The organism is Martinezella rhizogenes (assembly GCF_007002745.1).
Classification (GTDB): Bacteria; Pseudomonadota; Alphaproteobacteria; order Rhizobiales; family Rhizobiaceae; genus Agrobacterium; species Agrobacterium cucumeris.
On sequence record NZ_SGNY01000004.1, the window covers coordinates 504,375 to 518,041 of the forward strand.

Annotated in this window: 11 protein-coding genes; 6 read left to right on the plus strand and 5 right to left on the minus strand. The window is 59.4% G+C overall.

Annotation, left to right across the window (positions count from 1 at the left end):
- Window positions 1-104 precede the first annotated feature (104 nt).
- From EXN68_RS15595 to EXN68_RS15605, 3 genes are all read right to left on the minus strand, one after another.
- A complete protein-coding gene (locus tag EXN68_RS15595) occupies window positions 105-1,391 on the minus strand; it encodes a CmpA/NrtA family ABC transporter substrate-binding protein (RefSeq protein ID WP_142841729.1) in 1,287 nt (428 codons plus the stop codon).
- A gap of 33 nt (window positions 1,392-1,424) precedes the next feature.
- Window positions 1,425-2,012 (minus strand): ANTAR domain-containing response regulator, encoded by a 588-nt coding sequence (locus EXN68_RS15600; protein ID WP_003519752.1) that lies wholly within the window; start codon window positions 2,010-2,012, stop codon window positions 1,425-1,427.
- A gap of 99 nt (window positions 2,013-2,111) precedes the next feature.
- On the minus strand, window positions 2,112-2,777 hold the full coding sequence (locus tag EXN68_RS15605) for a GntR family transcriptional regulator (protein WP_142841730.1): 666 nt from the start codon (window positions 2,775-2,777) through the stop codon (window positions 2,112-2,114).
- 266 nt (window positions 2,778-3,043) lie between these two features.
- Here EXN68_RS15605 and EXN68_RS15610 point away from each other — a divergent pair, with 266 nt between their 5' ends.
- The 6 genes from EXN68_RS15610 (at window position 3,044) to amyA (ending at window position 10,858) form a co-directional block, all read left to right on the plus strand.
- Window positions 3,044-4,300, plus strand: a complete 1,257-nt coding sequence (locus tag EXN68_RS15610) for an NRAMP family divalent metal transporter (protein ID WP_142841731.1) — start codon at window positions 3,044-3,046, stop codon at window positions 4,298-4,300.
- 18 nt (window positions 4,301-4,318) lie between these two features.
- Window positions 4,319-5,086 (plus strand): LamB/YcsF family protein, encoded by a 768-nt coding sequence (locus EXN68_RS15615; protein ID WP_142841732.1) that lies wholly within the window; start codon window positions 4,319-4,321, stop codon window positions 5,084-5,086.
- A gap of 12 nt (window positions 5,087-5,098) precedes the next feature.
- On the plus strand, window positions 5,099-5,908 hold the full coding sequence (locus EXN68_RS15620) for a putative hydro-lyase (protein ID WP_142841733.1): 810 nt from the start codon (window positions 5,099-5,101) through the stop codon (window positions 5,906-5,908).
- Window positions 5,909-5,915: 7 nt separating this feature from the next.
- On the plus strand, window positions 5,916-7,511 hold the full coding sequence (locus EXN68_RS15625) for a 5-oxoprolinase subunit B/C family protein (protein ID WP_142841734.1): 1,596 nt from the start codon (window positions 5,916-5,918) through the stop codon (window positions 7,509-7,511).
- A gap of 17 nt (window positions 7,512-7,528) precedes the next feature.
- Window positions 7,529-9,259: an acetyl/propionyl/methylcrotonyl-CoA carboxylase subunit alpha gene (locus tag EXN68_RS15630; RefSeq protein ID WP_142841735.1), complete on the plus strand. Its 1,731-nt coding sequence runs from the start codon at window positions 7,529-7,531 to the stop codon at window positions 9,257-9,259.
- A gap of 111 nt (window positions 9,260-9,370) precedes the next feature.
- Window positions 9,371-10,858: an alpha-amylase gene (gene amyA, locus EXN68_RS15635; protein WP_142841736.1), complete on the plus strand. Its 1,488-nt coding sequence runs from the start codon at window positions 9,371-9,373 to the stop codon at window positions 10,856-10,858.
- A 23-nt stretch (window positions 10,859-10,881) separates the two neighbouring features.
- Here amyA and soxR read toward each other — a convergent pair whose 3' ends face one another.
- Together soxR and EXN68_RS15645 are read right to left on the minus strand one after the other, a co-directional pair.
- Complete coding sequence (gene soxR, locus EXN68_RS15640; protein WP_142841737.1) at window positions 10,882-11,337, minus strand: redox-sensitive transcriptional activator SoxR; 456 nt, start codon at window positions 11,335-11,337, stop codon at window positions 10,882-10,884.
- A gap of 158 nt (window positions 11,338-11,495) precedes the next feature.
- Window positions 11,496-13,604, minus strand: coding sequence for a TonB-dependent receptor plug domain-containing protein (locus EXN68_RS15645; RefSeq protein WP_142841738.1), 2,109 nt, complete (start codon window positions 13,602-13,604; stop codon window positions 11,496-11,498).
- Window positions 13,605-13,667: the final 63 nt, after the last annotated feature.

Here is a 13,667-nt window from a genome sequence, read left to right on the forward strand (position 1 = left end):
TGCGATGTGATTAAATTTTAATCAGTGTATTTTTTGTCTTCTGTTTGTGCAAAGCAAAAAATTCCGCGCTTGAAATTTGCGCAGCCTGCAAGACGAAACGTCAGTCACGCCTCTCCGGAAGACGGGGAAAATGGCGCGGATGTCCGCACCGTAAAGCCGCTCACATAGCCCTCAATGTCAGCGGGATCGAAAACGAAACCATCCACGAAACGGTCGCCCTCTTGCCTCCCTTCGATACGGATATCGGCATCGTCAGGTGCATTGGTCTCTCCCAGCGCCGCCCGATAAATATCCGGCCGATAGGCGGAAAGTGCTGCTTCCACGCCCGCTTGCGAAAATTCTGCTTGGCCCCAGCGGATCATCTGGCTGTAAATCCACAATGCCTGGCTTTGGCGCGGATAATTGGCATGGCCTCTGTGGAAAAGGAAATAATTGTCGATCACCCGGCGATTGCCCTGGCTGTCGATGCTGAATTCACCTGACAGCACCCGGCGGATGATGCCTTCAGGCGCGCCAATGTAGCGAGGGTCGGCAAGAGCCGTGCTCAGATCGTCGTGATTATCCGCAAGGTCGCACCAGCGAGCGGCCGCATCCAGCGCCGTCAGCAGCCGGCCGACCGTTTCCTGCTGGTTTTCCGCCCATTCGGGCCGCATGCCGATCACCTTTTCCGGCGCGGACGGCCACAGGTCCTGCTTGGCCGCAACGATCCTGCCGACGCCGCGCTCGGCGGCGACGATGTTCCAGGGCGCTCCGACACAGAAGCCATCGATGGCGCCCGCCTCCAGTGCATCCGACGTCAAGGGCGGCGGCACCACCACCAGCTTGACATCGTGATCGGGGTGAATGCCGCCAGCTGCAAGCCAGTAGCGAAATTCGTAATTATGCGAGGAGAACGGATAGGTCATGCCAAGCGTCGGCGGCGCTTCTCCGCGCGCCCGCATATCATCCAGCACCCGCTTCAAGGCCTTGGCGTTTTCAAGCGCGCCTGCCGTTTCAGACAGCCCCGTCAATGCCTTCATCCGCCCAAACAGCCGGGTCGAAAGCGTGATCGCATTGCCACCGCGCCCGAGCGAAAAAGGCGTGATCGTCGGTGACGGATTGGAACCTAGGCCGAGCATCGAGGCAACGGGCATCGGAGACAACATATGGGCGATATCGAATTGTCGAAACGCCAACCGGTCGCGCACGTTCGCCCAGGACACGTCCTTGACAAGATCGAGTGACAGGCCTTCGCGCTCGGCAAACCCGAATTCGGCCGCCGCAATCAGAACGGAGGCGTCGACAAGCGGAATAAAACCCGCACGCAGGATTTTCTGCCGGTCACTGCTCACAATTGCCGGCGCGCCAGCCGCTACGCTATCCGATCCGGCCAATTTTCCCGGTGCCGCCATGTCATTCACTCCACACTGTCCGGCTGGTCTTTGTCACATCAATAGACCGGCCGCGGTGACCACGCTTTGCGCGATCTCGGAAATTTTCTTTTTCTCGTTCATTGCCGTTTGCCGCAAAAGCGCAAAGGCCTCCTCTTCGGAAAGGCCACGCATCTTCATCAGGATGCCCTTGGCGCGCTCGATGACCTTGCGTTCCTCCAGCGCCGATTTCGCCTCGGCAAGTTCCCGCTGCAGGCGGCTGAATGCATTAAAACGGCTGACCGCCATATCGAGAATGGGCTTGACTCGCTCCTTCTTCAGCCCATCCACCACATAGGCGGAAACACCCGCCTCGACGGCCGCCTCGATAGACGCCGTGTCGGAGCGATCGACGAACATGGCGATCGGCCGGCCGACCGTGCGGGTAAGCTGGAACAGATGCTCCATCATGTCGCGGTTGGGATTTTCAAGATCGATGAAGATGACATCGGGCTGCAGCGTCTCGATGGTGCGCGCCACACCGTTCACTTCGTGGATGACGGTGACGCGATGATAGCCGGCCTCGCGCAGCCCCTCCTCGATGATGGAGGCGCGGATCGCGTTTTCGTCTATGACAAGAATGGTGAGGTCGCGAAGCGTCATGTCAGCATTGATGACGCAGCGCAGCAAACTTGGCAATCGGCTGCCGACGCAAAAATGAATGGAGGGACAAGGGGCTTTCTCTCCCTGCCGCCTGCCCTGTCAGGATGCGTGTTCGACGGCGCGTTCAAGCGCCTTCAAAACCGTGCGCTCGGAGAGATTGAGATAAATTTCCATCTCGTTGCCAGCCTCGGCCGCTTTACCCTCTTCCATGAGCGATAGAATCTTGCTGTTCATGTCCACAAAGGGCGAATGAAGCTGCTCGGGATCTTTCAGCAGGCCGAAACAAAGCCTGAGCTCAGCAGCGATACGCTCGTAAAAATCGCTGAGGCGAGCGCTGTCCAGGAGATCGACCACCGCGGCATGAAACTTCATGTTGGCGCTGCCCACGCCCAGCCAGTCAGCCGTTTCACGCTTCACCTTGGCATCCTCGACCGCTGCGCGCATCGTCCGGATGGCCGGGTGCTTATGCCAGGCCTGGCGCAGCGCGCCGCATTCCACCATGCGCCGCACACGGTAGATATCGATCACCGAAGCCATGGTGGGAACGGCAACGAACACGCCGCGATTGGCCTCGTGGCGCAACAACCCGTCCTTTGTCAGAAGCCGGAAGGCTTCGCGCAACGAATTGCGGGAGACATCGAAACGTTCACTGAAGGCTGCCTCTGAAAGGCGTTGCCCCGGCATCAGCTCGCCCGAAATCAGCAGGGTACGGATACCCTTGGCCAATCGATCCGCAAGCGGCAGAGCCTCTATCGTTTCCGTCATGGCGCTCCTTTCCTAAGAGCAATGCGGCATCGGGAATTCCGTGACAGGCATGTTCGGACACGGCATGTTCTGCCCATAGCACAAAGCATTAGCAAAGCACGAAAAAAACGTGATTAAATCGCGGTCATTGCGTCCAACAAATAGACAAAATGAAAGAACGATAACTTTATATTGTTCAACAAAGTTGACAATTTCGCAGAACAGGACAAGATCGGCCGCATAAAGCATCCGCGAGGGGCGGATTGCGACAGGAGCGGAGAAAATCCATGGAGCAGAAAATGCCCACGCCCGCCGACCCGAATGCGGCGGCACAGAAGGCAAAAACCCAGCGATATGCCTTGCTTTCGGCCATGTTCTTGATGTCGATGTCAGCCGTAGGGCCTGGCTTCATCACTCAGACGGCGAATTTCACGGTGAAACTAGGCGCCGCATTCGCATTCGCCATTCTCATTTCCATCCTGATCGACTTTGTGGTGCAGGCCAATATCTGGCGTATCGTCACCATCACCCGCATGCGGGCGCCGGCCATCGCCAATGCCGCCATTCCAGGCTCGGGTTATCTGCTCGCCATCCTCGTCATCATCGGCGGCCTGTTCTTCAACGTCGGCAATATCGGCGGGGCCGGCCTTGGCTTTAACGCCATGATCGATCTCGACCCGAAGATCGGCGGCGCAATCGGCGCGCTGGCAGCCATCGGCATCTTCCTGTCGCGCCGGGCGGGTATCGCCATGGACCGCGTCGTTTTCGTGGCCGCTTTCGTCAAGCTCGCACTGATCCTTTATGCGGCATATGTTTCCGGTCCCCCGGTGGCAGAAGCTTTCCGCCAGACCTTCTTGCCTGATACCATCGATTTCGTCACCATCACCACCATCGTCGGCGGCACCGTCGGCGGCTATATCACCTATGCCGGCGCGCACCGCCTGCTGGACAAGGGCATGGTCGGCGTTGAAAATATCAGCGCGGTCAATCGCGCCGCACTCAGCGGCATCGCGATAACAGGCGTGCTGCGCTACATCCTGTTCCTTGCCATTCTCGGTGTCGTCGCAAGCGGCGTGATCATCGATCTCTCCGGCAAGGCGGCAAACCCGGCAGGCCAGGCGTTCCATGCCGCCGCCGGCAATATCGGCTACCGCCTGTTCGGTGCGGTGTTCCTCGCCTCTGCCATGACCAGCATCATCGGCGCGGCCTATACCTCCGTTTCCTTCCTGACGGCCTTCAAGCCGGAAATGACGGAACGCCAGCGCAATTTTGCTACCGTCGGCTTCATCGCCATCTCGCTGATCGCTTATATCATCATCACCACACCACCCGCGGCCATGCTCGTCTTCGTCGGCGGCCTGAACGGTCTCGTTCTGCCGATCGGCCTTTCGATCTTCATGTATGCAGCATGGAAACGCGCCGACCTGATGCACGGTTATCATTACCCGCGCTGGCTGCTGATACTTGGTGTGCTGACCTGCGCACTCACCTGGTATATGGCCTATAAATCGGTCGGCGCGATCTTCGGCCTGCTCGGCTACTGACAATAAAGGGAGGCAAACATGGCCGCTATCGATCTCAACAGTGATCTTGGCGAAAGTTACGGCGCGTGGCGCATGGGTGATGACGAGGCGATGCTTGCCATCGTTTCCAGCGCCAACATAGCCTGCGGATTTCACGCAGGTGACCCGGCCGGCATCTACCGCACAGTCAAGGCCGCTGCCGAAAAAGGCGTGGTCGTCGGCGCCCATGTCTCCTATCCGGACCGCGTCGGCTTCGGCCGCCGCGATCTGGACGCAACCTCGGAAGAACTGATTGCCGATGTCATCTACCAGATCGGCGCGCTGAAAGGCGTTGCCACCGCTGCCGGCACCACGGTGCGTTACGTCAAGCCGCATGGCGCACTTTACAACCGCATCGCCAATGACGCGAAACAGGGACAGGCCGTCATTGATGGCATCAAGGCCATCGATCCATCGCTGGTCCTGATGGGCCTTGCCAATGCCCCCATCCTCGATCTAGCCCGCAAGGCGGGCCTTCCTGTCGTCGCCGAAGCTTTTGCCGACCGCGCCTATACGCCTGAAGGCCAGCTGGTGTCGCGCCGGGAAACCGGTGCGGTATTGCATGACGCGGCAAAAATCGCCGACCGTATGGTTCAGCTTGCCCGCGAGGGTACGCTGGAGGCGATCGATGGCAGCATCATAAAAATCGAGGCGCAATCCATCTGCGTGCATGGCGACAGCCCGGGCGCTGTCGCCATTGCCCAGGAAATTCGCCGTCGTTTCGAGGCTGATGGCATCGACATTCGCTCCTTCGCATCCGATCGCTGAAAGGGGTGGTCAATGACGATACCAACATCCTATCTCAACCATACCGACGCCGAAGTCGCCCGAAAGGCTCGCGCCACCTATCGCGACGGCCTCGTCGCCCCCACTTCCGGCATTGCACCCGGCTTCACGCAGGCGAACATGATCGTGCTGCCGCGCGACTGGGCCTTCGATTTCCTACTCTATGCTCAGCGCAATCCAAAACCTTGCCCGGTGCTCGATGTCTCCGATCCCGGCTCGCCCACCACGCTTCTGGCGCCCGGCGCTGATCTGAGAACCGACTTGCCGCTTTACCGCATCTGGCGGGACGGCAAGCTTGCCGAGGAAACCGCTGACGCCACCGCCGCCTGGACGGAGCGCGATGATCTCGTTGCCTTCCTGATCGGCTGCAGCTTCACCTTCGAAACGCCGATGGTGGAAGCGGGTATCGAAATCCGCCACATGACCGACAAGAGCAATGTGCCGATGTACCTCACCAACCGGCCCTGCCGCCCGGCCGGCCGGCTGAAGGGCAACATGGTCGTTTCCATGCGGCCGATCCCGGCATCACGCGTCGCCGATGCGGCCACCATTTCCGGACGTTTTCCGGCAGTACATGGCGCACCCGTGCATGTCGGCGCGCCGGAAGAAATTGGCATCACCGACCTCGCAAAGCCTGATTTCGGCGATGCTGTTCGGATCGAACCGGGCGAAGTTCCGGTATTCTGGGCCTGCGGCGTGACCCCACAGGCCGCCGTGATGGCATCGGGTGTTCCCTTTGCCATTACCCATGCGCCGGGCCACATGTTCATTACCGATATTCCCGACACTGCCTATCACGCGTGAGGATATGATGCGTTTTCTCCCCGTCAGCCTCACCACAATCCTTGTCGAACTCGCCGATCTCGATGAAACGCTGGCACTGTTCGCCTCGCTTCAGAATGATCCGGTCGAAGGCATTGAAGAGACGGTGCCGGCTGCCCGTACCCTGATGATCCGTTTCCGCCCTGAGAAAATCGATGCCGAAGCGCTGGCCGCGCGGCTGGCAAGTCGCGATCTCTCGGCAAAAATCGCGCCTTCGGACAATCTCGTGGAAATCCCCGTCCATTATAATGGCGAGGATCTCGCAGACGTTGCCGAACTGACCGGCATGAGCATCGACGAAGTCATTCGCCGTCATACCGAAAGTGAATTCACCGTGGCCTTCTGCGGGTTTGCGCCCGGTTTCGGTTATCTGGTCGGCGGCGATCCGGCCCTGCATGTGCCACGCCGGCAAAGCCCGCGCACCCGTATTCCCGCCGGCTCGGTGGCGCTGGCCGGCGCTTTCAGCGGCGTCTACCCACAAAACAGTCCCGGCGGCTGGCAGATCATCGGTACCACGCCGGTCAAGATGTGGGACATTAACCGCGACCCCGGTGCGCTTTTCCAGCCGGGTTATCGGGTGCGTTTCTTCGACTTGGACAAGGCCGGTCGAACGGTCGATTTCCCCGTCCCGGCAGCACGCGGCTCCGAGAAGGCGCCGACAAAAGACGGTCCGCATTTCGAGGTGCTAACCGCGCCGATGCCCGCCATCTTCCAGGATCTTGGCCGTTTCGGCCAGACCGGGCAGGGTGTTTCCGCCTCCGGCGCTCTGGATCGCGGCGCGTTTAATGCCGCAAACCGCATCGTCGGCAATCCGGTCAACACGCCCTGTCTTGAACTGACGCTTGGCGGTTTCTCCTTCAAAAGCGCAAGCCGCATCGTCATCGGTATAACCGGTGCGCCCTGCCCCGTTACCATCACTACCGCGGATCGTAGTTTCGCGGCCAAGACCCCTGGTCTGGTCTCCCTCGAGCCCGGCGATATTGTTGCCTTCGGCCAGCCGCCGAAGGGAATGCGCTGTTATCTTGCCGTGCGCGGCGGTTTTGATGTCGAGCCGGTGCTCGGCAGTTTCGCAACGGATACACTGGCTGTTGTCGGCCCGGAACCCGTGGGTACAGGTGCAATCCTGCCGCTCAAGGGCGAGAAGTCTGGTCTTTCCAGTGTGTCGATCGATGAGGTTTCGGCCTTTGATCCTCCGGCAACCGGCGAGGTCGTGACACTGGATGTCGTTCTCGGCCCCCGCACCGACTGGTTCACACAGAAAGGTATCGAGACCCTGACCGGCCAGCTCTGGCAGGTCACGCCGCAATCAAACCGGGTGGGCATCCGCCTTGCCGGCGACGTGGCAGTGGAACGTAAGGACAGCGCCGAATTGCCGAGCGAAGGCACAGCGACCGGGGCGATCCAGATTCCCCATAGCGGCCAGCCGGTTCTATTCCTTGCCGATCACCCCTTGACCGGCGGTTATCCCGTCATCGGCGCGGTAGCGGAATATCATCTCGATCTTGCCGGGCAAATCCCCGTCAACGCCAAAATCAAGTTCCGCCCGATCGGCCCCTTCGCCGAAATCGCGACCAAAAACACATAATTTCGAGGAGAAGAGCGATGAAAAAAGTGCTGATTGCCAATCGCGGCGAGATCGCCGTGCGCATCATCCGCGCATGTCGCGATTACGGCCTGCAATCGGTCGCCGTTTATGCCGATCCAGACCAGGATGCGCTTTTCGTCCGGCTGGCGGATGAGGCATATGCGCTGGAGGGCGTGCGCCCTGCCGAGACCTATCTCGATATCACCAAGCTGATCGCAATTGCCAAACGCGCCGGCGCCGATGCCGTGCATCCCGGTTACGGCTTCCTGTCCGAACGCGCCGAATTTGCGCAAGCTGTTCTCGATGCCGGACTGATCTGGATCGGTCCCGATCCTCACGTCATCGAAGCATTGGGAGACAAGGTCGAGGCGCGGCGCATCGCCACCGGCGTCGGCGCGCCGCTGGTTGCCGGCAGCGACGGCCCGGTTTCTTCCGCAGCCGAAGTCACTGCCTTTGCCGAAGAGTACGGCCTGCCCGTCGCGATCAAGGCGGCGCATGGCGGCGGCGGGCGCGGCCTTAAAGTGGCGTGGAAGATGGAGGAGATTGCCGATCTCTATGAATCCGCCGTGCGCGAGGCGACAGCCGCTTTTGGCCGTGGCGAGTGTTTTCTGGAACGCTTTCTCGACCGCCCACGCCACATTGAGGCACAGGTTATCGCTGACAAGCACGGCAATGTACTGGTGCTCGGCACCCGCGACTGCTCGCTGCAGCGCCGGAACCAGAAACTGATCGAGGAGGCTCCTGCCCCCTTCCTCTCCGACGAGCAACGCCGGAAAATCCATGACGCCGCCAAGGCAATCTGTGCCGCAGCCGGTTATTCCGGCGCCGGCACCGTCGAATTCCTGCTCGGCGTTGATGGCACGATTTCCTTCCTCGAGGTCAATACGCGCCTGCAGGTGGAACATCCCGTTACCGAAGAAACCACCGGCATTGATCTCGTCATTGAGCAGTTCCGTATTGCTGAAGGCCACAAGCTTCGTGTGCTTGAAACACCGGAACCGCGCGGCCACTCCATGGAATTCCGCATCAATGCCGAAGATCCCGGCCGCGGCTTTCTGCCGACGCCCGGCTCGATCTCGGTTTTCGATGCGCCCTCCGGCCCCGGCATTCGCATGGATAGCGGCGTTGTCAGTGGCTCCAGCGTGCCTGGTGTGTTCGATTCGCTGATGGCGAAGCTCATCGTCACCGGTGTGGATCGCGATCAGGTTCTGCGTCGTGCCCGCCGCGCGCTCAAGGAATTCCGCATCGAGGGTATCGCCACCGTTCTGCCATTCCATCGCGCCGCAATCGAGACGGATGATTTCATCGGCACGGATGGTTTCAAGGTTCATACCCGCTGGATCGAGACCGATTTCGCCGCCATGCCCGACGCCATGGAGCGCCCGGCACCGGCCGATGACCCGTCGATAACCCGCACCTTTCTGGAAATCGACGGCAAGCGCGTCTCCGTCGGACTGCCGAGCCTGCTGCTATCAGGGCTTGGTGCCGTCAGCGGCGGGAATACGGCTGCTCCCGGTGCTGCGATCAAGGAAAAGGAAGGCGAAATCATTGCCCCCGTTTCCGGCACCCTGCAATCTTTCAAGGTGAAAGACGGTGATGTGGTTTCCGAAGGCGATCTGCTGGCCGTCATGGAAGCCATGAAGATGGAGACACAAATTGTCGCCACCAAGGCCGGAAAAGTGCGCCTGATCGTCAAGGAAGGCGACTATCTGCAGGCGGGCGCAGCCCTCCTCGACATAGCCGGCTAATATACGTCGGATCTGCCGGCCTCACAACTGCAGATCGCGCATCTCCGGCGGCGGAACCCTTTCGCCGCCGGGCCGTTTATGGCGCGACCTGCTAACCATCGTGAGGGAAATATGGCCGGACGCACCTTGCTTCAATTCTTCCATTGGTATTATCCGGACGGAGGGAAATTATGGAGCGAGGTGGCCGAAAAGGCCGAAAGCCTTGCCAAAATGGGCATCACCGATATCTGGCTGCCACCGGCCTATAAAGGCGCTGCCGGTGGTTATTCGGTCGGGTACGATACCTACGATCTCTTTGACCTCGGTGAATTCGACCAGAAGGGCACCGTCGCCACCAAATACGGTGATCGCGCCGCCCTTGAACACGCCGGCCGGACGCTGAAGGAAAACGGTGTCCGTGTCATCCATGATGTGGTTCTCAACCACAAGATGGGGGCGGATGAGAAAGAGAAAGTTCGGGTTCGCCGCGTCAATCCCGAAGACCGCACTGATATCGACGACGAGGATTTTCAGGCGCTCGCCTATACCAAATTCACTTTTCCCGGGCGAAAAGGCGCACATTCCAAGTTCATATGGGATTTGAAATGCTTCAGCGGTGTGGACCACATCGAGGAGCCGACCGAGGACGGTATTTTTCGTCTCGTCAACGAATATGGCGATGGCGAGTGGAACGAAGAGGTCGATCAGGAAAACGGCAATTTCGACTACCTGATGGGCGCTGACGTCGAGTTCAGAAATCGGGCGGTTTACGAGGAGCTCAAGTATTGGGGCCGATGGCTCTCCGAGCAGGTGCAGGTCGATGGCTTCCGTCTGGATGCCGCCAAACATATTCCGGCATGGTTCTTCCGCGACTGGGTCGGCCATATGCGTGAGACTGTCGATCCCGATCTTTTTGTCGTGGCGGAATATTGGCATCCCGATATCGACGCGCTGAAAAGCTATCTCGAACTGGTCGACAAGCAGTTGATGCTTTTTGACGTCGCCCTTCATCATCGCTTCCACGACGCAGCAAAACAGGGTGGCGATTTCGACATGCGCAGCATCTTCGACGGCTCGCTGGTAGCGGCCGTTCCTGACCATGCCGTCACGCTGGTCGACAATCATGACACGCAGCCGCTGCAATCACTGGAAGCGCCGGTGGAACCCTGGTTCAAACCGCTGGCCTATGCCATCATTCTGCTGCGTGAAGAGGGCGTTCCCTGCGTCTTTTATCCGGATTTGTTCGGCACGAGCTACACGGACACTGGCAATGACGGCAATGAGCACAAAATCGACATTCCAGCGATCGAATGCCTGCCGAAGCTCATTGAAGCGCGCAGCCATTTCGCAAACGGTTCCCAGACGGACATTCTCGATGATCCAAGCTGCATCGCCTTTATCCGCCACGGCACTGCCGATGCCCCGGGCTGCGTTGTGGTAATGTCGAACGGCGAACCGGCGGAAAAGCAGATTGATCTAGGACCGGACCATGCAGGCACGGTCTGGCGGGACTTTCTGGGGCATCGAGACGAAAAAATCACCCTCGACGATAGCGGCAGGGGCGTTTTCCCCACCAATGGCGGCAGCGTCAGCGTGTGGGTTTCAGCCGAAGCCGAGTGAGGGCAACCGCCAGGAAATATCCCTCATTCACCGGGTACGAGACGGCGCGGACCTGCGCCGTCATCGGCCAGGACATCGTTCGGATTGCGTAGCGGACAATCGTCCAAAGAAAGGCAACCGCAACCGATGCAGCCGGTAAGCTGGTCGCGCAGCATCACCAGATTGTTGATGCGAAGCTGAAGCATCTCCCGCCACGACTGTGAGAACCGTCGCCAGTCCGCCGCCGTCGCTACCCGATCCTGTGGCAAATCCGCCATCGCATCCCTGATGATGCTGAGCTGGATACCGGCCCGCTGGGCGATGCGGATGATGGCTATACGCCGAAGGACGGCACGATGATAACGGCGCTGATTACCGGCAGTCCGCCAGCCCTCGATCAAGCCCTTTGCTTCGTAAAAATGGATGGTGGAAACCGCAACGCCGCTACGATGGGCAACCTCCCCCACCGTCAGGCTGTGCTTGAACACGGTACTTTCCATTCTGGCTCCTGTTTCCGGAACGATTTCCGCTCGGAAACGCGGAAACTCGTTGAAGAGCAGCCGGTATAATTCCTCAACTATAGTTGAGGTCAATAGGTGAATGGTAAAAAAAGAGGCGCCCGGTGGGCGCCCCTTCAGATCCTGCAAACAAAGCGTGATCAGAACTTGGCCGTCATGCTGATCCAGAAACGGCGGCCTTCCATGACAGTGTTGAAATCGTCAGTGCCAACATCTTTGTCGAAGACGTTGTAGACTGCAGCGTTAAGATCGACATTTTCGGCAACCGCATATTTCGCGCCGATATCAAGGGTGGTGTAGGCCTCATATTTGCGCCCGGCCATACCATTGATCGTCACCGGCGTACCATTGGTGCCGATGCGCGGTCCGGCATTGATTTCCGATCCGTGATAGTTGACCGAGGCCCAGGCTTCGAGACCATCGATCGGTGTCACCCAGTCACCCCGCAGATTGGCCATATGCTCCGGTGTCCGCGCCAGCGGGAAACCTTCATAATCGCCGGTTTTCTGTTCGGAATGTGTGTAGGTATAGTTACCACGCAGCGTCAGTTCCGGCGTGGCGTACCAGGTTGCGGTCAGCTCCACACCCTGAATCACCGCATCGTCGATATTGTAGTTATACCAGAGGCGATAATTGCGGTCCTCGCTCCAGCGGGCAGGCGTTCCATCCGGATTGAGCACCAGCGCGTTGGAAATCTTGTCCTTGAAATCGGTGTAGAAATAGGTAGCGCCAAGCGCGACATCGCCATTGTCCCAAAGTGCGGCCACTTCGTAGCTCGTGCTCTTTTCCGCCTCCAGGCTAGGATCGCCGATAATCACGCCGCAAGTGCCACTCGGACCATAGGTGCAACCACCGCCGCCGGTCGTATAGGCATAACCCGGCGCGACCTGGCGGATTTCAGGGGCGCGGAAACCGGTGGAAATGCCGCCCTTGATGGTCAGCTCCTCCGTCGCACTCCAGACGCCGTAAAGCCGCGGGCTGAAATGATTGCCGTATTTTTCGTGGTTATCCAGACGAAGACCGCCCGTCAGCGCGAAATTATCGACAATCCGCCATTCATCCTCGACAAAAAGCGCCCATTGGGTCGCCGAGAAGGTTTCGTCGAGATTGGTGCGACGTCCCGGGTTCTGGTCCGTAAGACGCGCCTCAAAATATTGGCCGCCGGTCACCAGCGTGTGGTTTCCGTACAATTCGAAGGGCGTGGTGAACTTGCCGTCCAGAACGGTGTTGCGCACTTCCGGCGAGCGCGGATTTTCGGTCACGCGCCCCGTGCGGATATTTCGGGTGAAATTGGTGCGCTCGGCCCATTCCTGCTGGAAGGAGAATTCAGATGTGGTCGGCCCCCACCGGCCGGTATGCGACAAGGACCAATGGTCGCGCGTATTGGTGTTGTAGGTGCCGTTGGCGTCAGTCGCCGCCAGCGTGTCGCCGGGTTCGGCGCTGCGGCGAAGCCGCGTCTTGCCACCTTCGAGATAGATGTCGTGGTCTTCATTCGGCGTAAACGTCAGACGGCCGTTGAAGTCATATTCCTTGGCGCCCGTGGTGCCGTTGAGGACGCTATCTTCGCCGCGTGTGAAGCCCCTGCCCCAGACCTGCAGGCCCAGCTGGTCCTTCAGGATCGGCCCATTGGCATACCAGGAGACCTGGCCGCTATTGCCGAATTTGGAATGCTGCTGAACCGTACCCTCGGTGGTGACGGAGCCGGACCAGACATCGCCGACCTTGCGGGTGATGATGTTGATGACGCCGCCCATCGCATCCGAACCATAAAGCGAGGACATCGGCCCACGCACGACCTCGATGCGCTCAATCGCCGAAACCGGCGGCACGAAGCTCTGTTCGAAACCGGAGTTACCGTTAGTGCGGGCATCGCGGGTGCTCTGCCGCTTGCCGTCAACGAGGACCAGCGTGTAAGCGCCGGGCAATCCGCGAATGAAAATATCCTTTTCATTGGCGATGCCGGTGACAGATACACCCTGCACTTCACGCAGAGCATCTGTCAGATCGCGATAGGATCCCTTTTCCAGATCCTCGCGCGTGACAACGGTGATGCTGGCAGGCGCATCCTTCACATTCTGCTCGAAGCCGGATGCGGTGACGACGATCTGCTGGAGAACCGTCGTTCCATCGGATGCCTGCTGCGCATAAACGGGCAGAGCAAAGCCCAGCGCCGTTCCGGCCATTGCTGCCGAAAGACCGGCCTTTATTATTGTCGCGGCGTTGTTCCGGCCGCGGTACTTCAATTCCATGTTACGCCCCCGCATTTAACTTGAGAATTTAACCCCACTTATTTAGGAGGGAGTGCGGGCGCA

Bases quoted from the DNA above. Each gene is read 5' to 3' on its own strand.
- EXN68_RS15615 (WP_142841732.1), top strand. From the start codon at position 4,319: ATGGCCGCTATCGATCTCAACAGTGATCTTGGCGAAAGTTACGGCGCG.
- EXN68_RS15595 (WP_142841729.1), bottom strand. From the start codon at position 1,391: ATGGCGGCACCGGGAAAATTGGCCGGATCGGATAGCGTAGCGGCTGGC.
- EXN68_RS15645 (WP_142841738.1), bottom strand. From the start codon at position 13,604: ATGGAATTGAAGTACCGCGGCCGGAACAACGCCGCGACAATAATAAAG.
- soxR (WP_142841737.1), bottom strand. From the start codon at position 11,337: ATGGAAAGTACCGTGTTCAAGCACAGCCTGACGGTGGGGGAGGTTGCC.
- amyA (WP_142841736.1), top strand. From the start codon at position 9,371: ATGGCCGGACGCACCTTGCTTCAATTCTTCCATTGGTATTATCCGGAC.
- EXN68_RS15610 (WP_142841731.1), top strand. From the start codon at position 3,044: ATGGAGCAGAAAATGCCCACGCCCGCCGACCCGAATGCGGCGGCACAG.
- EXN68_RS15630 (WP_142841735.1), top strand. From the start codon at position 7,529: ATGAAAAAAGTGCTGATTGCCAATCGCGGCGAGATCGCCGTGCGCATC.
- EXN68_RS15620 (WP_142841733.1), top strand. From the start codon at position 5,099: ATGACGATACCAACATCCTATCTCAACCATACCGACGCCGAAGTCGCC.
- EXN68_RS15605 (WP_142841730.1), bottom strand. From the start codon at position 2,777: ATGACGGAAACGATAGAGGCTCTGCCGCTTGCGGATCGATTGGCCAAG.
- EXN68_RS15625 (WP_142841734.1), top strand. From the start codon at position 5,916: ATGCGTTTTCTCCCCGTCAGCCTCACCACAATCCTTGTCGAACTCGCC.
- EXN68_RS15600 (WP_003519752.1), bottom strand. From the start codon at position 2,012: ATGACGCTTCGCGACCTCACCATTCTTGTCATAGACGAAAACGCGATC.